The following is an 18,314-nucleotide window of genomic DNA, read 5'->3' as shown; positions in this document are numbered from 1 at the left end:
CGCGATGAGGTTCCTGATGTTGATGTCCACGCTCGCAGCTTCCGGCCTCTTTGCAGGCATATCGATCATGCCGATGCTCGCCGGGACGAGCCACCCAGAACCTCCTCGCCTCCAGGCGCCGATCATCCCTATTCAGGCGCTTAAGAGCGAAGGTACTACCGCAGGCAGCCAAGAAAGCGATCGAACCCAATTTGTCCCGTTTCCGGTGCAAGCGCAATTCGAAACCGGCGACACCTGGCTTTCCGCCGGGCGGCGATATCGTCTTTACGGCCTGCAAACGTGTCTCCGCGGAACCTCTGTCACGATTTCTCCCGGCGTCATCAGGGACTGCGGAGAGCTCAATCTGATCATGGCACAGGCATTGATCAAGGACACGAAGCCCGTCTGCGCGACGATCAAGGATCTCGACCAAAACAATGCTGTGGTGGCCTGCCAAACGACATCAGGCCAGCGGCGTTATGATCTGGCGACCTATATGATTGCCGAGGGGTGGGGATTCGCCGCCGTCGACACCAGCGGCCATTTGATCGTTCCCGGCTACAGGGTGGCTGAAGAAAGTGCAAGATCGGCACGCGCAGGCCTTTGGGCCTACTCCGACATGCCTCATCCCGTCGCAGTCCTGGCCGGCCAAGCGGGAGCGCAGCGATGAGAGGTGCATCATTGTCGATGTTGCTGATGATGATGACGGCGACCGCCGCTTCGGCGCAAAACAGACCGGCCGATATCCCCCGGCAGATCTTCGGAAAAGTCCAGGTCGTGGACGCCACAACCTTTGAATTCAGGAAGAGCGGACAAACCGTGCGGCTTGCAGGATACGAAGCCCCTCGCCTCGAACAAACAGCAACAAGCGATGGCGTCGACTGGCCGGCAGGTCAAGTTTCGCGGGCCTGGATGATCCTCCGCACACTTGGGCAGGACGTCAACTGCGCACCCATTGCTCGCGACGCGAACGGTCTGGTCCTCGCGCACTGCTTTGTTGGTGAGACGAACCTCGCCGCCACGGCTATTGCAGAAGGCATTGGCTACGCGTTCAACTACCGCGGCGAACCTCAGGTCCCCGCCTATTTCGATATCGAGAGGAAGGCCCGCGGCCTCGGATACGGCGTCTGGTCGTCGCCGGATCTTCTTCCTCCTTGGCTCTACACCGCGTCGGTGGCGACCGGGGACAAATCGAGGGCCTCTTCACTGGAACCTGACGGCGACTTGCCCCTGCCCTTGCCCGTGGGCCCCGCCAAGTCACTGACACCTAATGAAGCACATGGAGGTTGAATGAACCGCATTATTGGAACCGCTGTAGCGCTCATATTGATGTCCGGCTCCGCTTCGGTAGCGATCGCGCAGGACGGCGCCACACAGAAGCAGATCGAGCAGCGCGATCCCGGCTTTTGCGGAGCCGGAGGGGCGGGTTGCGATCCTGCCGAGGTGCAACGGTGGAAAGCTGTCGGCAACAGGCTTGCCGATCTCTCATCAGCCGATCTCAGCCAGTACGCCTATGCCTGTGCAAAGCATAGTGAGTGGAAGAGAGACTGCGAGACCGATCCGGCCGCCATCCTGAAACGCCTTGGGATCGAGGGATACTGAAGCTGGCGATGAACAAGCTTTCCGGTGGCGCGGTCCTAGCGGCGGTAATCGCCTTCCTGTTAGGCGCATTCGGCGGCTATGCGATCAACGAAGTGAGGAAGAGCGGCCAGGAGATCGATCTCGAACACGAGATCACCCGGCTAAAAGACGAAGCGCTACAGAAGACGAGCGGTGACGCTCCCAACGACGATGAGGCGAGCGCCGCAATTGCGAAGTCGGGGCGGTCAATGCGGATTTCTGAATGCAAACCGCGTCAAGCCGCGCCGGGTGTGACGTGCGCTGGCATCATTACAACGACGACGGGGTCATTTGCCGGGGCCAGGCAACCGGGCGTCCTTTCCTTTGCGAAAATTGACGGCGCCTGGACGCAGATTCAATGAACAATCTGAAGGAGCGAACAATGAGACCGACGCTGATATTGGCCGCAATCATAGTTAGTTCGGCCTCTGCGCCATCGGCGACCCCGGCGAATGCCGAGGATGCATCCTGGGGATGCCAAGTTCTCCTTTGCGCGGCGTCGCAGAACCCGTCTTGGCACGGGGTTCCCTACTGCGTTCCGCCCATGACAAAGCTCATTGCGGCCATGAAGGAGCCGGGGTTTTCGTGGCCAATCTGCCATGAGGCCAATGCCGGCAAGCCGGGTCACGAAACCTACGAAGACTGCCCGGTAGGAACGACGGTGGGCTATAGCTCGCAAGGAAACAACGGCGGGGGAGGCGAGCCCGATCAATGCATCAAGACCGTCGATATTTGCCGGTCTGCCGGTCAGCGCGCTTCTGACGCCGACCTAAGGGGAGCCGTGATACGGCGGACCTTCGGCGATCGAGGCGATAGCTGCACTGAGCAGATCGCGACGCGGCGGCCGCGCCGCGCGGATCCCTATTTCTTCGATATTCCTGACGAACAAGGCGTGAAGCAAAGGTTCTGGTTCAACCTGAATCACTAGCCCGCGTCGAATGCGTGTCACGCGCCAGAACTTACGTCGGCTCGTCAGTGGCTTTCTTTTTCCTGCGACGGGCTCGCCATGCCGCTATCCGAGCAAGGTCACTGTCCGAAACCCTGAACAAATCCTCGATCGTGACATTCCACTCGCGCTGCATCTTGTCGAGGGTCGACAGCTTGACATCCCGCATGCCGCGGGTGACCTGAGACATATAGGCTTCCGACACGCCGAGCTGCTCGGCCAGGTCCTTGTTCGTCAACCGGCGCTGGGCCTTCAATCGCATCAGACCGATGGCGAGCCGCTCCTGAAAGGAGAGCGACTTCAGGTCAACCATGTTCGAAAGCTGATCAGCGCCATCGTCCCTCACCCGCGTCATCGAATGATATCCTCACCCGGAGGGTCCATGAACGCGTCGCCGTACGGTAGGCGCCGATAAGGGGAAGCGAGAGCGCGCCGACAGCTGCTTGAATATTTCAGAGTTCTACCGCTCATTCGATGCATGACGTTATTCTGAGACCAAGAAGGTAAGCGCAAACGGTTGTTGTTCATCTCTAGCATGCGACTGTTCACAAGTCCGTTACGCTCAATACACCGCGGCCGACAGCCGGTGCAAGAGACCGATTGCACGCCGCGAGAAGGATGCTCCAGTCAGGCCCTGCTTCCCGCTGTTATTGATGTTTCCCCGTGTTTGTACACCAATCTCCAATTGCGCCAAACTTTAACTGCGGTTAAATTTTTGTCGGTTCTATCAAAGGGAGAAAACTGATGGTGTGGCTCGAGCGGTTTGGCTATCGGTTTGACACGCGGCGGTTAGGAATAGCGGCCCTGTTCCTGGCACTCGCATTCGTCGCTGCTCGGGTGGCCTTTAGAGATAGTCTGACCCTGGGCTATGCGATGGTCATCCCCTCCTACATCTTCCTGTCCGTTGCGATTGAAGGTGCTCGCACAGGGAAAGGCAGCTTTTGGGACATTCGCGGTTGGGCGGAGACGGCCATCGCCGTCGCTGGTGCCGCGGGTGTCGGATATCTCGGCTTCAGCCTTTGGTCGATCGGATATTGACGGCAAACCATGCGTATCGTGGTCCGCAACAGCTCGACCCATGTGTTGTCTGAACTGAGCGACCGCGAGGCGGTCGCGTTACGGGCATGGTACGGCAACGCTGCCTCCAACGACGACGAGGTGATCGCGCTTGCGATTATCCGGCGCGTCAAGGTTATGAATGGCTGGATCGAATGCGACTGTCTGGGCGGGCGACACCAGCCGCTACTTGCCCCGATCCAGCAGGAACGCACGTTTACCCTGCGACGGCTAACCGCGAAGGATGAGGTCCCCGGCCGACACGACAAGCGACCAAATCACGCGCCATCCTGTCCATTCCATGTCGACAAGGACGCCGACCCCGCCCTCTTCGATCGTAGCTTTCATCTTCGCCCACTGCCGAGATCGGATCGCACCTACATCGATGCACTTCCCGCCATTCCCATCCGCCTTGCCGATGTCTCAGGTCAAGATCCCTCCCGGTCGACAGAACGAAACGACCGGCCATCACGACTCGGAGGCATCCTGTGGCGAATGCTCGAGAAGGCGGGCACCAACGTGGTCCCGCCGCTACAGGACGAGCCCGATCTCAAACTCGGCAATCAGCTCGCCCGGCTGCGCTCGGCCGCGAGGGAACTCAGGGTGCTCAGGACCTGGACACTAAATGCGCTTCTATCGACCTGGGCTGCGGACTATTGGAATCCCGACAGCCGTTGGCAACGGTTGCTTGCGACCTCCCGCCCCGACTGGCTTGAAGGACTTCGCCGCACCGGGTTCATGCTGCTGTTCTCAACCAGCGTATCCACGCAGGCGATCATGCCAGCATCTTCCTCGCGAACAATGGACATCCTTGCGAAGGTTCGACAGCCGCTCCGCGGCGATCCGGCAAGTCGAGGGCCATTTCTGACCCTTCTGAACGTGGATTTTCAGGAAGACGATGAAGGCCCGGCTCGGGCTGTGCAGGCCTACGCCCAGCCGGTCTACAACGGCGATACGCTTTTCCCCGTCGAGTCCGGATTTGAGCGTGACGTTTCCCATCTGCTATTCTGGCTTCAGCAATCGCTCTTCGACGCTGCGCCAGAACTCCGGATCTCCATTATCAAGCCACTCTTCGCGTCGGAAACGCCCATAGGTCTTTGCAGACCAGACTTCGTCTTGGAAATTGCATATAGAGATCACCCACCGCGCAGACTCCTCGTTGAGGCCTTCGGGATGGAGACGGAGGAATATCGGGAGGCCAAGGAAAAAACCATTCCGCGAATGAAGCACCTCGGGCCAATCTTCGGCATTTTTCCGGAGGACCTTACCGGACCGAATTCTGAAAATACTGGGCGGCGGCTGCAGGCGTGGGTCGTCGACAAGTTAGGAGATCGCTGAAACTTGCGGCGGAACGCCGGGTCGATGATCCACGTGGTAGAAATATCTTGGGCGGCTCTCAGGCGCCCCGGGATGGGTGTGCCCACTCGCCATCAAGCTCGGATTCCGCTGCCTCGATCAGAGCCACCTGAGCACGGGATCGTATCTCCGGTGGGCAGCTGCCGAATATGGCGGACACAAGCCCTTCCGCGAGTTCGGCGATCGTCGGCGTCAGGTCCGTCGGAAACAGGTGGTCCTCATCTACACCTACTCCCCGGCGTAAAAGTTGTGCCTTGATAGCGCGCTTCTCCACGACACGCTCCTTGATCATCAGCCAGCGGCCGGCGTTAGCCTTGGCTGCCGCGACAATCCGTTCGAAACCGTCGTCTTTATAGAAATTTCGATTTGCGAGGTATCTGATTTCGGCCATGCATCTTCTCCTTCCGTCAGCCCAAATTAAAACTGGCAAATGTCCCATCCCAATCTCAGGCGCGTATTCCCCATTTCGGCACTTACCGCCTATTCAACCCGGTCGGCGTCGTCATGTCGCGCGCTGTCTTCGCGCAGCGGATCGCGAGCAAGATTGGCAAATTCGCGCAGAAATGCCTTCGAACTGTCCTCAGCCAAGCGTCCGGAGAGGGTTCCGATCAAGAGCTCGACATCGGCGTTCAACTCCATCGGGTCGAGCGAGCCCGCGTCAGCCTGCTCAAAAATTGCGTCGTTCAAGGCCTTGATGTCCGCTCCGAATGCGCCCCGGACCTCCTGTCGCCGCAGGAGGACCGATCCAGGGGAAGTTCCAGCCTCGTCTTGGATATCCGAAGTGCGATCAAGCCGATGTCGAGGTCGTGGAGATCCCTGATAGACATTACGATCCAGCTTCGCCTGATCTATCTCGATACGGACGTTCTCGACCTCCATGGGACCGGAACCGCGCGCAGCTGGGCGCGTTGCTGGGGGATTGGCCGTCGTACCGGGTCGCTTGTTCTGCTCAGCTTTCTGGTTTTCCTCCCGAGGCTCGTCCTCCGAGACGCCGGCTTCGCGCGTTTCGTCGAGATCCAGACGCTGACGAAGTTCATCGAGCGACGAGATATAGACATGACGTACGCCCTCCTTGACGATGAAGCGGACGCTCTGTGCCTCCCGGGGTCGCTCGATGGCACCCAAATCGACGTCCATTCCGGCGCCCGACAATTGGCTCGCCGTTCTTGCGAACGGCGTTGTTTCAGGCGCTGGCGCGCCGGGCCAGACGGCCTCGCTATCAGCGATCGTCCACTCGACCGGCTCCATGCAGGGCCTGATTACTGGCTTGAACTTCTGAACCTTCGAAAACATCCGCTCGCCACCCGAGTCGAGCTTCATGATGCGCATGAGCGGCATGCCGGTGACCTGAAGGATCGCTTCCTCCGGCTTCATCATCATCAACGTGTTGACGGGAAGAAGGTCGACCGACACCGGCACCTTCGAGATCGATCGTTGCCTGCGACCATGCCGATGGGAATAGGAGGACTGCTCTACCCACTCCGTCGTCCTTCCGGCGGCGGCTGAGACGGCGGCCGCGTCCTCCTGGTTCTGGAAGTTCATGAACAGCTTGATCGTCGAAGCTCCCATCAGAATCTTCTGGCCAGAGCGCTGGTAAAGCCGCTCGAGCTGGGCACCGTCCTGCAGGATGAAGACGAAGCGAACGCCGTTCTTGCGGATCAGCGGCGCAAGAGTCAGCACGGTGTCTATGCGGCCGCCATTGCCGAACTCGTCGAGCATCATCAGCACTTCGTGCTCGCCATTGCGTAGCGGTCCCATCTGCACGAGCTTGTCGGCCATCTGCTGGATGAACATCGAGATCAGTCGCTCGTAGATCTGCATCGCGTTCCAGTCAGCCTGGATGAAGATCACCAATTTTCGCGTTCTGATCGTGTCGATCGGGATCGTGGTAATCGAGGTCAGCGCCTCCACGAGAGGGTTCTGTAAGAAATTGAGCTTGGCAACGATCTCCGCCGCGATACCTTCCCCGAGTTTTTCGTGCCGGCCGGCAAACTTCGTGAGCTGCATGCGGGTCTGGTCGGAAAGGACCGCCTCGTAGTTTTCCAGCAGCTGGATGATCGCCTTCCGCTCGTCCGACATCGAATTGAGAATGCGGTAGAGTTCGCTCAGCGACTTGCGGGTATCAGGGCATTCAAGCACGAAGCCGAGCATCGCCGTGAGCAGAATTCTGGCACTCTCCTCCCAGAAGTCGGAGGAATCGGACCGCAGGCGCTCCGGCAGCAACATCTGCGTCAGTTTCTGCAGGTCGGTGATCCGCTGGTTGGGATCGGCACTGATCAGGTCGAGTGGATTGTAACCGTCTGTAAATTTGGATCCTGGTGCCAGCAGGAAAATCTCGTAGCCCCGGTCCTTCAGATAGCCCGACGTCTCCTCGAACAGCTCGCCGCTCATGTCGAGGACCATCTGCGATCCCTTGAAGCTCATCATCGTCGGAATGACGAAGCCGCGCGACTTGCCCTGTCCCGGCGAGCCGATGACCATAACATGCTGGTCGCCATCGTTGCGCAGAAGAAGGCCCTGCTTGAGACCGAGCACAATCCCGTGCTTATCGCGCAGCCGGAAATCGGCGGCATCTTTCAGGGTCGCCAGCCGCGCCTTGCCCATGATCATGCGCTGGCGTTTCTGGATCGCCGCCCCAATCGGAAACCCAACCAGCGCTCCCGCCGCGGCCAGACCGGCGAGCGCCGCAAGCACTATCTGGCGTGACGGCCGCTGAAACGTACCGGCCGCGTCGGTGGCTCCAAAGGGGACCTGATACATCGCCGCGAGATGGGCCCCATAATAATCGGCGATAGCGGCATACCCACCAGCTCTGCTTGCGACGAGATAGAAGACAACGCCGTAGACGATCACGGCGGCATAAGCAGCCGCGAAGATGAGTGCGGTATGCGCGATCAAGGTGAACATCGACCGGATATGCAGGAGGTAGAGGATCTTGCGCGACAGCGCCCTGCCGCCTTTGAGCATCCACAAGCACAAAAGGAAAAACAGAAACGGCGAGGCCAGGACTAGAGCCAAGATCGAGAGTCCGACGGTGTTTCGCGCGCGGATGACCGACCATGTGTAGGCAATACTGTCGAGAACGCGGGCCTGCGCAATGTAGTCGTAATAGGAGGTCGACCCGAAGGATGTGACGTACAGGTCGTAGATCAGCGTGAAGAACAGCAGCCATATCAGCACGGCGCCGAGAACGGCGACCGGGAATGTGAAGGCCGAGACCTCCTGAAACTTCGTCCACTTCGGGCGTTCAGCCTCTGCGCCCGTGGATACGCTTGCCATCTTCGTCCACCTCGTCTGCAAAATAGATCTCGCTGACACCGCGGCCGCCGGCAGCATCGCTCTTCTTCAACTGGACCACGATCGGGATGATCGAGCGGATGTAGCGGATGATGTCGTCGCGCTCCATGCGAACATTGCTGTTGAGCACCAGGGTCGACAGCCGGTTGAAGGCATGATGCGGAGAATTCGCGTGGATGGTCGACATCGATCCCGGATGACCGGTGTTGATCGCGTTCAGGAAGTCGAAAGCCTCGTCGCCGCGTAGTTCGCCCATGAAGATCCGGTCGGGCCTGAGGCGCAGTGCAGAGGCCAGAAGGTCGGTCATCGTGACTCGCGCCTCGCCCTGGCCGCCTTTCGAGACGAGCAGCGAGACGACGTTTTCCTGGCGCGGTTCAAGCTCGGCCGTGTCCTGCATCAGGATAAAACGCTCATGGTCCGGGATCGCCGTCAGCATCGTATTGAGGAATGTCGTTTTGCCGGTGGACGTGCCGCCCGAGATCAACATGCTGCGATGGTTGATCGCCGCGAGCTCCAGAAACGCGCGCGTCCTTCCGGCCCGCAGCAGGCGCGATAACTCGATATCGACATCATCGATATAGTCGTCTCCCGTCACCTTGGTGAAGCGGAAAGCTCCGGCTCTCTCGTAATCGTCGAGGTCGAAGCGTCGGATGAATTGCTTGCGGATGGAAAAGGCGTGACCAGTGGCCGACGTCGGATTGAGCACGAACTGGACGCGCTCGCCGTCGGTGAGCGTCGCCGAGAGCAGCGGACGTTCGGCATTGACGGTCTGCTTGGTGAACGAGGCAGCGCGGGACGCCATATGGCGGATCGCCTCCTGATCAAGCCCATCGATCTCTTGCCTGATCATGCTGAGCTGGCCGATCCGCTCGAGCCAGATTTCGTTGCTGCGCTGGCAAGAAATCTCGACCACCACGGGATCGTCGAGAAAAGGTCGGATGGGTTCGAGCGCCTCGGAGAGAAAATGCTGTTCGGCGGAGATCGACAGGCGCGCGTTCATTTGGCGGCCTTCTTTCTGCGCAAGCGGTCGAACTCTTCGCGCACCGGGTCCGGATAGAGATCCGAGAAATCAAGGTCCCGCGTCACGAACACCGTAATATCGGAGCCCTGAGCAATATGGATCGTCGGCTTGATGTTGCGCGTATCCTGGAAGGCCTCGGTCGCCAATTGCTGGATGCCCGATGCGATGGTCTCGGAGGCGATCTCGCGCGCGCGATCCTGTGACGTGGTGCCGTTATCCTGGGGAATGCTGGTCACGGTTCCGTCCGTATTGACGATCGTGATGTTGCGATCCTGTTTCTGACCGAGCTGGGCAATGTATTGCGTCACCCCGCCGATCATGGTCAGGAGCGCCGGCGGTCCGAACCGCTCCCAATATTTCCGATCGACGACACCTGTCATGCCGGAGCGGCCGAGACGGTCCGTACCGTAGGAGCCGAGCTGGACCGAAACGCCGTCGCCGCGGATCATGCGCGTCCAGACGATGAACAGGCGTTCCTGGCCGCGTTCCACACCAGACTTGTAGTCGCCGATCAGCGAGGAGCCGGCGGGTATCAGGATGCGCCGGCCGTCGAAGGAATAGACATCCTCTCGGACGATCGCCTTCACCATGCCGGCAAGGTCGGAATTGACCGCCGTCTCCAGCGTGCCGCGGATCATCGTGCCCTGCGGGATCCAGGCATCGATACGGCGGTTCTCGGCGGCGACCGAGACCTCCACCCCCTGGCCACCCATCGCTTTCAGAAAGGCGCGATCACCATCGACCGCCCCGCCAGTGTCCCCAATCGCCGTAGATGCTCCGGCCGTGCTGTTCGCCCCGAACAGACCAGCTCCTGAAGTATCGGACGAAGCCCGTGCTGCACCGTTCGTTTGTTCGGACTGATCGAAGACAACGGCTGTAGAGCGCACGCGCTCGAGAAGCTTAGCCTGCCGGGCGAGCTCGATGCATTTTGGATTGTCCGGGTTGTTTCCCCTTGAGCAATCGACATCGACCGGCGGCGCGATCTGGACCGGGGCCGGGATCACAGGGGCCGGCGGAGGGGGTGGTGGCGGAGGTGGCGCCTCGGGCACCTGGACAGTCGGCAAGGGCGGCGGCGCCGGCGGATTGAAACCTTCGTTTCTCGGCGCCTGGACCGGACGGAACTCTTCCCGTGGGGTGTTGTCGACTGTCGGTTCCCGCTCCCCGCCGGAAAACAGGAAATAGAGAACGACGCCGATGCCGGCGATCGCCGCCACCACGGCGACCGGCCGCATCAGCCCGATGCCCGAGCGCCTCACCTGCCCGCCAATCGCTGTGTCGTTTTCGATGGAGTGATAGTTCGGATCAGACATCGTGCCTCCCTATCGTGATTTTGATGCGGCGCTGACGCCCGCCGAGCCCAGCCGCTTGGGCGCCACCGCTCCCTCTATCGGCGCCGGCACATCGGCTGGAGCGGTCTTGAGATTGAACAGGCAGGTCTCGTTCTCGGTGCCGTAGCGCAGCGTCCACTGCCGCGAGACCGTGTCGATGACGATGTAGTCCGCCTCACGGCGATAATTGACGAGGCTCTCCCGCCGTTTGTTATCGACGATAAAGATCGCCGGCACATCGCCGGTGAATTTCATGAAGGTCTTCAGGCCGTCGTCGAACACCCACAGTGGCTTGGCGGTATCGCTGCCCTTGAAGCCATAGTCGTAATTGACCTTGTCACGGCGGATGTTCTTGATGTTGGGATTGCGCTCGGCGTCCTGCGCCTGCTTCCAAAGCTCGGCCGTGCCCTTTAAACCAGCGTCTTCTGGGTACATGAACTGCAGCTTGAAGGTCTGGTTCTGGATGGCCTTGCTCTCGTTCACCTCCAGATCGAACGAATAGGTGCGCTTTGTGGTCACGACCGAGAGGTTGGTCGGCGCGTCTTTTTCCATCGGCTTCAGGGTGAGGGAGCGCCTGTCAGCCGATGTGAGTATCTGCCAGGAGACCGTGTCACCGGCGACGACCTGCGTGATCTCCTCATCGGCACCGAACAGGATGGTCGTCACCATCCCGTAAGTGCCGGTCACGACGAAGACCTGCTCGGCCGAATAGGGCAAGGTCCGCACCCGAGGATCGAGCCTGCCAGGCCGGGCAATGAGCTCGGCCTGCGCCGATGATGTTGCCAGGAGCAGTGACATGATCATTCCAGCCATCCTCCGACTCATTGAACGAGCCCCGAAGGCATGGTTTCAGGAACTTTCACATATTCGGTGACCACGAAGCCGAGCGGGTTATAGAGCCTAACCCGATTGCTGGCAGGCAGATTGATCTGCCGGTAGCGAACCGTCGCGGACCACCGATTGACGACCTCGCCTCCCCGCTCCCGCTCTCTCGTCTCGAAGCGCACTGACATGGTCGAGGCGTTGAGCGGATTGACCGACAGGATTTCCGGCCGGATCTCGCCAGTCGTTCCCATGGTCTTGACCGGGCCTCTCGGATTGGAAGGGTTCATCCACTCCGAATAATCCTTGAAGGCTGCCGCATCGGGATCCGACCAGAGGGCGATCATGTCGAAGTTTTCGGAGAGATAGCGGGGATCGTAGGTCTCGCGGCGGATGACGTAGTTACCCACAAACGAGGCGCGAACGGCCTGGATTTCGGAGACGTTCGAGCGGTCCTTGTCGAGCGTCGTCACTGTCTCCATGTAGCCGGTGTTCTTGTCGACGATCAGCGGCACGACCTCGGTTCGAACGAGCGGAAAGAGCTGCGCAACGGAAAAGGACAGAACGCCCGCGACGATCCAGCCTGCCACTGCAAAGACCAGCAGGATGAGACCGATCAATGTCCGCAGCGAGCGGTTCTTCTCCCCCCATGAGAGGTGTTGATCGTAGATGTCTTGCGGGCCGGGGACACGATCGGCCGGCGCCGGCTTCAATTGCCTTTTGAACAATGCCAAATCTCAAACCTCGAAGTCGCAATGAGTAAATCTCTGATCCTCGTCGCCACAGCCTCATTCGCTGTTGCGACGGCGATTGGTAAGCATACGGCCGAGAGCGCCGGCGCCCGCGACACTGCCGCGACCCGCAAGTGCCGCGGCCGTCACGGCGCCCCTTGGGCCGGCTAGCGTGCTAAGTGCTATTGCCGCAGCCTGGCCGGCGCGGGAATTACTGGAGGAGAGGCGCCTGCGCGCGGTATTGTAGGCCGTGTCCACGCCACCCCCGCCCGGAACGCTGGAGAAGGCCGCGCCGTAGGCGAAGGTCCGGGCGAAATCCGGTACCTGGAAGATGAAATAGGAGATCAGCGCGAGGTAGAGCACCATGGCGAGCACGATCGCCAGTGCGTTCTCCTTGGTGGCCATGTCGCCGTTGATCGTATCCATCATGCCGATCAGGAATCCGAACGACAGCCCGGCCATGATATAGGTAAAGAGCAGCATGAACATGCCGTAGGCAACGCCCCTCACCCAGGCGTCGAAGACAAAGCGGGTAATGCCGAAGAAATAGCAGAGAATGGCGATCGGACCGATTGCAAGCATGACGGCGGTGATCATCTTGGCAAAGAGCGTGACGCCTGTGAGGATCAGCAGCATCGGCAGCAGTCCGAAGACCAGCACGATAAAGACGACGACGGCGCCTGTCACATTCGGCAGCCATCCGGACTCGTAGGAATTGAAGAGCTGCATGGCAAAGTCGTAGACTTTTCGCGACATGCTGGCGACTTGCTGGGCGATGTCCGTTCCGGCCGATTGCCCACCCATCGCTGAAGATATCGCGGATCCCAGATCCTGGGGCGCCGACAGCACGAACTGGCCGATATTGTCGTAGAAGAGCGCCCAGGACATGATGAGGGCATAGGCAAGCGTGATCTTGAATGCTGTGATCGCCATGTCCTGAAGCGAAACGCTAGACAGTCCGAGCGCGCCCCAGAGGAAATAGAGGATCAGGAATATCGCGAGGATGCCGGAAACGAGGTTGCTGTTTTCGGCAAACAGCCCCCAGGCCCTTTCCAGAGAGGCCTCGTTGATCTTGTCGAAATATCGAAGCGCGTCGCCATAGAAATTTATTGCGTAGCTGACGGGATCCATGTGTCATCCTGAAAATTATTGACCGGTCGCATCGGGCCGCAATCGTGCTTGACGGCGCCCGCGACCGCATTCTCAACGGCCGTGGTCGTGGGCTCGGATACGAAACCGAGTGCCGGCACAGGGTTTTCGTCAGCCGAGCATTTCGCGAGCTGCTCGTACTTTCCGGCGCAACCGGCGAGCACTGCACCGGTGAACATCAAGACAAGAAACGCCCTCACTGGTTTTGATCCTCAAGGGCCTTCAGCTGATCGCGAACCGAAGCGCCTTGCGTCTGCGTCGCACCGTCACGCATCACGCTGTCGGGAAGCGGGGCGAAGGTCTTGAGGTTCTGCGACGACGTTGCAAGGGCTGCCTTGTACTGCTGGTTCAGGAGCATGACCTGGTTGTTCAGCGAGCCGACAGCCTCGTTGGCGGTCTGGTTGCCCTGAAGCACCATCTGGGTGTTCTCCTCCAAGGCCCCTTTCAGATCCTTCGCCGTTCCGATCTGCTGTGTGGCCTGCATGAACGAGTTCTGCCGATCTTTCGTGGCGCTGTTCATCGCGTCGGTAAGGGCCGTCAGCGTCGTCAGGGCATTGATCCCCTGCGAATAGGCCTGGTTTGCGCCCGAGAGTTCGCCGCCCTTGACGGTATCGACCACCATCTTCACGAGGTTGAGGCCGTTGATCAGTTTGGCTGCGGTGTTCTGGAACTGGCCGCCGATCCCACCGAACACTGCGGCGTTGCTCGATAGCACCGTGCTAAAGTCTGGCGCCTGTCCCATGCTGAAGCCATTGCCGGTCGCGAGCTTTGCAAACTGGCTGGCATCCTGCGTCCGGTCTCCGGTGATCGCTTGAAGGGTTTTCGTCGTGTTGTCTTTGACGACGGAGGTGTCCTGCTGGATCTCGGAGGACAGGCGCTTAATGTCCTGACTGATGGAGATGTTCTCCGAATCTTTGACGGGGACCTGCGCATGTGCGTGTGAGACGAGTAGGATGGCGAATGCCGGTGCGATCACTGCTGTCTTCATATGCCTAACCTCACTTCGTTGTTCAGTTTGCTGTCGGCCGGGAATCGACGACCGTGACGAGGCCGAGTGCTGGATCCTGCATCGCCGTGAAGGTCGCAACCGTGCCATTGCTGCGCGCCTCATCCTGCAGGTCGGACAGCCAGCGCTGGATTTGTTCGGTGGTGGCAGAGGTCGGCACGGCAAAACAGCGCGTGCCACCGGTGTCGATGATGTTGGTCGGGCACCGAATCTCGGCCATGACAAGCGAGCCGTCGTGATCTCCGGAATTTCCACCACCACTGCCGCGCAGGCTTGCCGACGACGATTGCAGCCCCGCCTGCAGGCGCTGGAGATATTGCTGGTTCGCTGCGATGGATTTTCCAAGCAGATCGTTCCACACCGAACCTCGCTCGACCTGCGCCTGCGTGTTGCGGTCGACGGCCTTCTTCAACTGCTCGCCGCAGCCATTCCCGTAGCTGGCGGTTTCGGTCTCGGTTGGGGCCTCCGTTGGCGTCCGATCGCCATTCTGAGCCTTGTTGCGGGCATAATAAGCAGAGACCTTTTTGACGTAGTCCTGGGTCTCCGGAATGTTGGGAATCTGGCCGTTCTGCAGCGACAGCCGATAGGGGCCGGCATTGTAGCCGGCGGCGATCAGGTCGTAGCGGTCGCCGAACATCCCCTGGAGCTGCTTGATGTATTTGACGCCGCCGCGAATATTGTCGCGCGTGTCATAGGGGTTGACGCCGAGCTGCGCGGCGGTACCCGGCATCAGTTGCATGACACCGGTGGCGCCGACCGCCGACCGTGCCGATTGGCGGAAGCGGGACTCCTGCTCGGCGATCGCCAGTGCGAAATTCGGATCGACACCCTGCCGGATCGCCTCCTCTTCGACCATGCTGGCGACTTCCTGCTGGCTCGGCGTCCGCTGGGCTGGCGCAGCCGGTGCAGCGTTTCCACCCATGCCGTCGGCCGAGCAATCGGCGGGCGCCCCCGAACCCTGACCGGGCGCGAAGCTATCGGTCGTGCCGCCCGAGGCACCTTTGACCTTGCGAGTATCGGCCTGATAGGACTGATACCAGTTCAGGGTCGCCTGCTGGATCTTTTGCCGAGCGTTGTCGATCACCGGTAGCTGCGCATGGCCCGCGGTTCCGGCGAAAAGTGCGACGATGGCGAAAGCGCCGGCCGCGGCTCTCTCAAGACGCTTTGCGTTGCTCATCGACCGCCACCCCATCCCAGTCGCAGAATTTCGACAGCCAGTTTTTTGGATCGTCGCCATATTCGTCGAGCAGCATCTCCACCTCGCGGACCGTCTCCTCGCGACCGGACAGCACCTTGATGAAGTCCGGCATGTGAGACATGTCCACGCGGGCGATCACGCTGTTCTTTGCCTGCTTGATCAGCATGAAACGCGAGCTCGGATCGCCGTTCTTCACCCATTCGAACTCTGCCCGCGACAGGCCAAAGTGATCCATGTAGGAGCCTTCATCCGCCTTCGGATTGGCAAAGAAGATGTTCGTCGATGTCTGTTCGATGATCGTCCGGCTGACGCTGGAGCGCACCACATCGTCGGCCGACTGCGTGCCGAAGATGACGAGACCGTTCCGCTTTCGGATGGTTTTGAAGTAGTCCTTCATGGTGCGCTTGAACTCGTCGTCGTCGAGCAGCTTCCAGGCTTCATCCATCAGATTGATGATCGGCGCCCTGCCGTCGTAGATCTCGTCCAGCCGGTGAAACATGTAGAGAAGGGCTGCGGTGCGCACCGTCGGATCGTCGAGGATCGACGTCATGTCGAAGCCGATCATCGGTCGCGAGATATCAAGATTGTCCTCGGCATTGTCGAAGAGCCAGGCGTAAGGCCCCTTGTCGACCCATTTGTCGAGCCGGGCGATCAGGCTGCCCTCGGTCCTCTCGCTGCCGGCGAGCAGTGCGCGCAACGACGAAAGACGGCGGTACGACCTGTCCTTCGTCTTGAGGACGGATTTGATCGCATTGCGGATGATTGATTCTTCTTGCGGCGTCAGGCTTTCGCCTTCCTTAGACGGCTTCAGCATGAAGCTCAGGAGCCCGTAGAGGAAAACGCAGTTCTCCTCAGTATCCTCGAGCAGCAGCGGGTTCCAACCTGACGGCTGGCCGGGCTCCAGCGTCATGTAGGTTCCGCCCGCCGCCCGCACCATGATGTCGAGGCCGCGATCCTTGTCGAAGACGATCGTCTTCAGGTGGGGACTAACGCGGTAGGCCTGCAGGATAAGAAAGGACATGATGACGGTCTTACCCGACCCGGTCGGGCCGAAAACGGTCGTGTGCCCGACGTCACCCTGGTGGAAGTTGAAGAAGAAGGGCGTGCCTGACGTCGTCTCGAAGATCGTGATCGCCGGCCCCCAGTGGTTGCCGTCGGGTTTGCCATAGGGATAGGCGTGAAAGCTGCTTAAGCCGGCGCAGTTCAGCGTTGAGATCAGTGCGCGGCGCGCGATGTAGGCCTGGTTGCCAGGCAGTTGCGCCCAGTAGGCGGGCTCCGCATTCAGGTCCTCGCGGACATAGGAGGCGCCGAGTGCGCCAAGTTCGTTGCCGATCAGGGCGACCGCGTCGTCAAGCTGGGCTGTGGTTTTCGCGATCGGCATCACGGTGAGATGATGCTCGGTGAAAGCGACCCGTTTGCGGGCAAGTTCGTCCCGAGCGATGTCAAGGTTGGCCTGAACACTCGATCCGCCTTCGTCGGCCTTCGTCATCTGGCGGTCCAGCCGTTCGATCCGGCTACGCGCCGTCATATCGTCGACAAAGGACATCGACTGGGTCAGCACCAGCTCGAATGGCAGTTTAAGGACATAGTCGAGCATACCGGCACCGGTCTCTGGCGGATATTCTTTAAGAGAGACCATCGCCGCGTAACGATCGTCGTCCGATCTGTCGCCTTGCAGGTGAATGACGCGGTTGCCGATCGATGTCCTGCGGGCCGGCAACATCTCGTCGATCGGAATGTTTCCAAGCCGGATCGGCCGGACGCGTCCGCCATTGAGGAGCGTATAAAAGAACTCGCATTGTTCGGAGAACCAGACTTTGCGGGCTGCTTCGTCAATCACCATGTCTTCTGAGACGTCGCGGAAGATCGTCCTGTTGTCGCCGACGTCAACCTGTATGCGTTGCACGTCGCGCAGAACCTTCGGGGCATAGACGGAAAGCGATTTCTCCAGTGCCCGCGTCGCCTCGATCAGCTTGTCGCGCATTGCCCGGAATTGTTCCTTGCGCACGATCGTGCCGCCGGCGCCCATGAGGCGGGAAAGCGCCGAGCCCTTCCGGAACATTGGGCGCACGACGAGGGAAACATAAGTGTCGTTCACGAACATCTCGTTCTTCGAGATGCTGGCCTGATAAACGTGATCGAGGCGCTGCATAAAGGGATCGGCGAAGACGGACGGCAACGACGGCGCGACCTTACGTCTGACCACATGCGTATAGAGTGCGAAGCTGCCGATCGAGGAGATCGCACGGAAGCCGGCGTTACGCTGCCGCTGCAGCATGTTGATCGTTTCGATATCGGCGGTCTCGAAAGAAAAGCCGGTGAGCTTCAGGGTCGAGACGAGGCAGTCGTTCTTCAGGCGAATGATGCCGTTTTCGATCGGCACATAGAAAGGGACGTGGGTTGCGACACGGCGATCCGCGAAAATTTCCCAACCCTTCGATAGACTGCCTTTCAGCGATCTCGCCATCGTGTTCATCGCTCACACCCCGTAGGTTCTGACGCCACCACCGAGCTTCCGGCCAAGCGGGTTGACGCCACACATGCTGAGGCGTCCGACAATCTCGAAGAACCAGAGGTCGAGCTTGACGGTGAGCACATAGAGAATGCCGTGCAGGACGACGAACGAGACCGGAAACCAGAGGATGGATCCAAGGATCATGAAGGCCATCAGCGAGACGAAGCACTCAGCGAGGAAATAGGTGTAGGGAATCCCCATGACCGTCGGCGGGCGGGTCAGCGCGAGGATGACGGGATAGGATTCGATATAGTCGTCACCACCGTCAGCGTCGTTTCCTGCCGCCATGG

19 protein-coding genes are annotated in these 18,314 nt (G+C 60.0%); 7 read left to right on the top strand and 12 right to left on the bottom strand.

From position 1 onward, the window contains the following. Positions 1-16: 16 nt before the first annotated feature. The 5 genes from ACQZ6J_RS28505 (at position 17) to ACQZ6J_RS28485 (ending at position 2,527) form a co-directional block, all read left to right on the top strand. Positions 17-649 carry a thermonuclease family protein gene (locus ACQZ6J_RS28505; protein ID WP_047636012.1) on the top strand — a complete coding sequence of 211 codons (633 nt, stop codon included), beginning with the start codon at positions 17-19 and terminating at the stop codon, positions 647-649. Beyond that, positions 646-1,269 carry a thermonuclease family protein gene (locus tag ACQZ6J_RS28500; protein WP_047636013.1) on the top strand — a complete coding sequence of 208 codons (624 nt, stop codon included), beginning with the start codon at positions 646-648 and terminating at the stop codon, positions 1,267-1,269. The genes ACQZ6J_RS28505 and ACQZ6J_RS28500 overlap by 4 nt, the downstream gene beginning before the upstream one ends. Next, the gene (locus tag ACQZ6J_RS28495) at positions 1,270-1,581 is read left to right on the top strand and encodes a hypothetical protein (RefSeq protein WP_047636014.1); all 312 of its coding nucleotides are present in this window, start codon (positions 1,270-1,272) and stop codon (positions 1,579-1,581) included. It begins immediately after the preceding gene. A gap of 8 nt (positions 1,582-1,589) precedes the next feature. Beyond that, positions 1,590-1,961, top strand: coding sequence for a hypothetical protein (locus ACQZ6J_RS28490; RefSeq protein WP_047636015.1), 372 nt, complete (start codon positions 1,590-1,592; stop codon positions 1,959-1,961). 182 nt (positions 1,962-2,143) lie between these two features. Continuing rightward, positions 2,144-2,527 carry a hypothetical protein gene (locus ACQZ6J_RS28485; RefSeq protein ID WP_343287069.1) on the top strand — a complete coding sequence of 128 codons (384 nt, stop codon included), beginning with the start codon at positions 2,144-2,146 and terminating at the stop codon, positions 2,525-2,527. Positions 2,528-2,558: 31 nt separating this feature from the next. Here the strand turns inward: ACQZ6J_RS28485 and ACQZ6J_RS28480 are convergent, their stop codons facing one another. Next, a complete protein-coding gene (locus ACQZ6J_RS28480; RefSeq protein WP_047636016.1) occupies positions 2,559-2,900 on the bottom strand; it encodes a helix-turn-helix domain-containing protein in 342 nt (113 codons plus the stop codon). A 389-nt stretch (positions 2,901-3,289) separates the two neighbouring features. On the opposite strand from ACQZ6J_RS28480, the gene ACQZ6J_RS28475 reads away from it, so the two are divergent. Both ACQZ6J_RS28475 and ACQZ6J_RS28470 read left to right on the top strand, forming a co-directional pair. Then, the gene (locus ACQZ6J_RS28475; RefSeq protein WP_047636017.1) at positions 3,290-3,583 is read left to right on the top strand and encodes a hypothetical protein; all 294 of its coding nucleotides are present in this window, start codon (positions 3,290-3,292) and stop codon (positions 3,581-3,583) included. Between the two features lie 9 nt (positions 3,584-3,592). After that, positions 3,593-4,939, top strand: a complete 1,347-nt coding sequence (locus ACQZ6J_RS28470) for a hypothetical protein (RefSeq protein ID WP_047636018.1) — start codon at positions 3,593-3,595, stop codon at positions 4,937-4,939. A 58-nt stretch (positions 4,940-4,997) separates the two neighbouring features. On the opposite strand, the gene ACQZ6J_RS28465 is transcribed toward ACQZ6J_RS28470, so the two are convergent. From ACQZ6J_RS28465 to ACQZ6J_RS28415, 11 genes are all read right to left on the bottom strand, one after another. Then, a complete protein-coding gene (locus ACQZ6J_RS28465) occupies positions 4,998-5,348 on the bottom strand; it encodes a hypothetical protein (protein ID WP_047636019.1) in 351 nt (116 codons plus the stop codon). 89 nt (positions 5,349-5,437) lie between these two features. After that, a complete protein-coding gene (locus ACQZ6J_RS28460; RefSeq protein ID WP_047636020.1) occupies positions 5,438-8,236 on the bottom strand; it encodes a type IV secretory system conjugative DNA transfer family protein in 2,799 nt (932 codons plus the stop codon). Further along, complete coding sequence (virB11, locus tag ACQZ6J_RS28455; RefSeq protein ID WP_047636021.1) at positions 8,205-9,254, bottom strand: P-type DNA transfer ATPase VirB11; 1,050 nt, start codon at positions 9,252-9,254, stop codon at positions 8,205-8,207. The genes ACQZ6J_RS28460 and virB11 overlap by 32 nt, the downstream gene beginning before the upstream one ends. Further along, positions 9,251-10,585, bottom strand: a complete 1,335-nt coding sequence (virB10, locus tag ACQZ6J_RS28450) for a type IV secretion system protein VirB10 (protein ID WP_047636022.1) — start codon at positions 10,583-10,585, stop codon at positions 9,251-9,253. The genes virB11 and virB10 overlap by 4 nt, the downstream gene beginning before the upstream one ends. A gap of 9 nt (positions 10,586-10,594) precedes the next feature. Beyond that, positions 10,595-11,407: a TrbG/VirB9 family P-type conjugative transfer protein gene (locus tag ACQZ6J_RS28445; protein WP_244509919.1), complete on the bottom strand. Its 813-nt coding sequence runs from the start codon at positions 11,405-11,407 to the stop codon at positions 10,595-10,597. Between the two features lie 17 nt (positions 11,408-11,424). Then, on the bottom strand, positions 11,425-12,159 hold the full coding sequence (locus tag ACQZ6J_RS28440) for a VirB8 family type IV secretion system protein (RefSeq protein ID WP_047636024.1): 735 nt from the start codon (positions 12,157-12,159) through the stop codon (positions 11,425-11,427). A gap of 54 nt (positions 12,160-12,213) precedes the next feature. Beyond that, a complete protein-coding gene (locus tag ACQZ6J_RS28435; protein ID WP_047636025.1) occupies positions 12,214-13,287 on the bottom strand; it encodes a TrbL/VirB6 family protein in 1,074 nt (357 codons plus the stop codon). 214 nt (positions 13,288-13,501) lie between these two features. Beyond that, positions 13,502-14,293, bottom strand: a complete 792-nt coding sequence (locus ACQZ6J_RS28430) for a hypothetical protein (protein WP_047636026.1) — start codon at positions 14,291-14,293, stop codon at positions 13,502-13,504. A 22-nt stretch (positions 14,294-14,315) separates the two neighbouring features. Continuing rightward, the gene (locus tag ACQZ6J_RS28425) at positions 14,316-15,488 is read right to left on the bottom strand and encodes a lytic transglycosylase domain-containing protein (protein WP_047636027.1); all 1,173 of its coding nucleotides are present in this window, start codon (positions 15,486-15,488) and stop codon (positions 14,316-14,318) included. After that, the gene (locus ACQZ6J_RS28420; protein ID WP_047636028.1) at positions 15,466-17,985 is read right to left on the bottom strand and encodes a VirB4 family type IV secretion/conjugal transfer ATPase; all 2,520 of its coding nucleotides are present in this window, start codon (positions 17,983-17,985) and stop codon (positions 15,466-15,468) included. The genes ACQZ6J_RS28425 and ACQZ6J_RS28420 overlap by 23 nt, the downstream gene beginning before the upstream one ends. 3 nt (positions 17,986-17,988) lie before the next feature. Further along, complete coding sequence (locus ACQZ6J_RS28415) at positions 17,989-18,312, bottom strand: VirB3 family type IV secretion system protein (protein WP_244509917.1); 324 nt, start codon at positions 18,310-18,312, stop codon at positions 17,989-17,991. Positions 18,313-18,314 lie beyond the last annotated feature (2 nt).

Source organism: Rhizobium sp. A37_96, from assembly GCF_053521765.1.
The sequence above is the reverse complement of the archived record's forward strand: the minus strand, read 5'-3'. Positions and strand labels throughout refer to the sequence as shown.

Bases quoted from the DNA above. Each gene is read 5' to 3' on its own strand.
- ACQZ6J_RS28505 (WP_047636012.1), top strand. From the start codon at position 17: ATGTTGATGTCCACGCTCGCAGCTTCCGGCCTCTTTGCAGGCATATCG.
- ACQZ6J_RS28500 (WP_047636013.1), top strand. From the start codon at position 646: ATGAGAGGTGCATCATTGTCGATGTTGCTGATGATGATGACGGCGACC.
- ACQZ6J_RS28495 (WP_047636014.1), top strand. From the start codon at position 1,270: ATGAACCGCATTATTGGAACCGCTGTAGCGCTCATATTGATGTCCGGC.
- ACQZ6J_RS28490 (WP_047636015.1), top strand. From the start codon at position 1,590: ATGAACAAGCTTTCCGGTGGCGCGGTCCTAGCGGCGGTAATCGCCTTC.
- ACQZ6J_RS28485 (WP_343287069.1), top strand. From the start codon at position 2,144: ATGACAAAGCTCATTGCGGCCATGAAGGAGCCGGGGTTTTCGTGGCCA.
- ACQZ6J_RS28480 (WP_047636016.1), bottom strand. From the start codon at position 2,900: ATGACGCGGGTGAGGGACGATGGCGCTGATCAGCTTTCGAACATGGTT.
- ACQZ6J_RS28475 (WP_047636017.1), top strand. From the start codon at position 3,290: ATGGTGTGGCTCGAGCGGTTTGGCTATCGGTTTGACACGCGGCGGTTA.
- ACQZ6J_RS28470 (WP_047636018.1), top strand. From the start codon at position 3,593: ATGCGTATCGTGGTCCGCAACAGCTCGACCCATGTGTTGTCTGAACTG.
- ACQZ6J_RS28465 (WP_047636019.1), bottom strand. From the start codon at position 5,348: ATGGCCGAAATCAGATACCTCGCAAATCGAAATTTCTATAAAGACGAC.
- ACQZ6J_RS28460 (WP_047636020.1), bottom strand. From the start codon at position 8,236: ATGGCAAGCGTATCCACGGGCGCAGAGGCTGAACGCCCGAAGTGGACG.
- virB11 (WP_047636021.1), bottom strand. From the start codon at position 9,254: ATGAACGCGCGCCTGTCGATCTCCGCCGAACAGCATTTTCTCTCCGAG.
- virB10 (WP_047636022.1), bottom strand. From the start codon at position 10,585: ATGTCTGATCCGAACTATCACTCCATCGAAAACGACACAGCGATTGGC.
- ACQZ6J_RS28445 (WP_244509919.1), bottom strand. From the start codon at position 11,407: ATGATCATGTCACTGCTCCTGGCAACATCATCGGCGCAGGCCGAGCTC.
- ACQZ6J_RS28435 (WP_047636025.1), bottom strand. From the start codon at position 13,287: ATGGATCCCGTCAGCTACGCAATAAATTTCTATGGCGACGCGCTTCGA.
- ACQZ6J_RS28430 (WP_047636026.1), bottom strand. From the start codon at position 14,293: ATGAAGACAGCAGTGATCGCACCGGCATTCGCCATCCTACTCGTCTCA.
- ACQZ6J_RS28425 (WP_047636027.1), bottom strand. From the start codon at position 15,488: ATGAGCAACGCAAAGCGTCTTGAGAGAGCCGCGGCCGGCGCTTTCGCC.
- ACQZ6J_RS28420 (WP_047636028.1), bottom strand. From the start codon at position 17,985: ATGAACACGATGGCGAGATCGCTGAAAGGCAGTCTATCGAAGGGTTGG.
- ACQZ6J_RS28415 (WP_244509917.1), bottom strand. From the start codon at position 18,312: ATGGCGGCAGGAAACGACGCTGACGGTGGTGACGACTATATCGAATCC.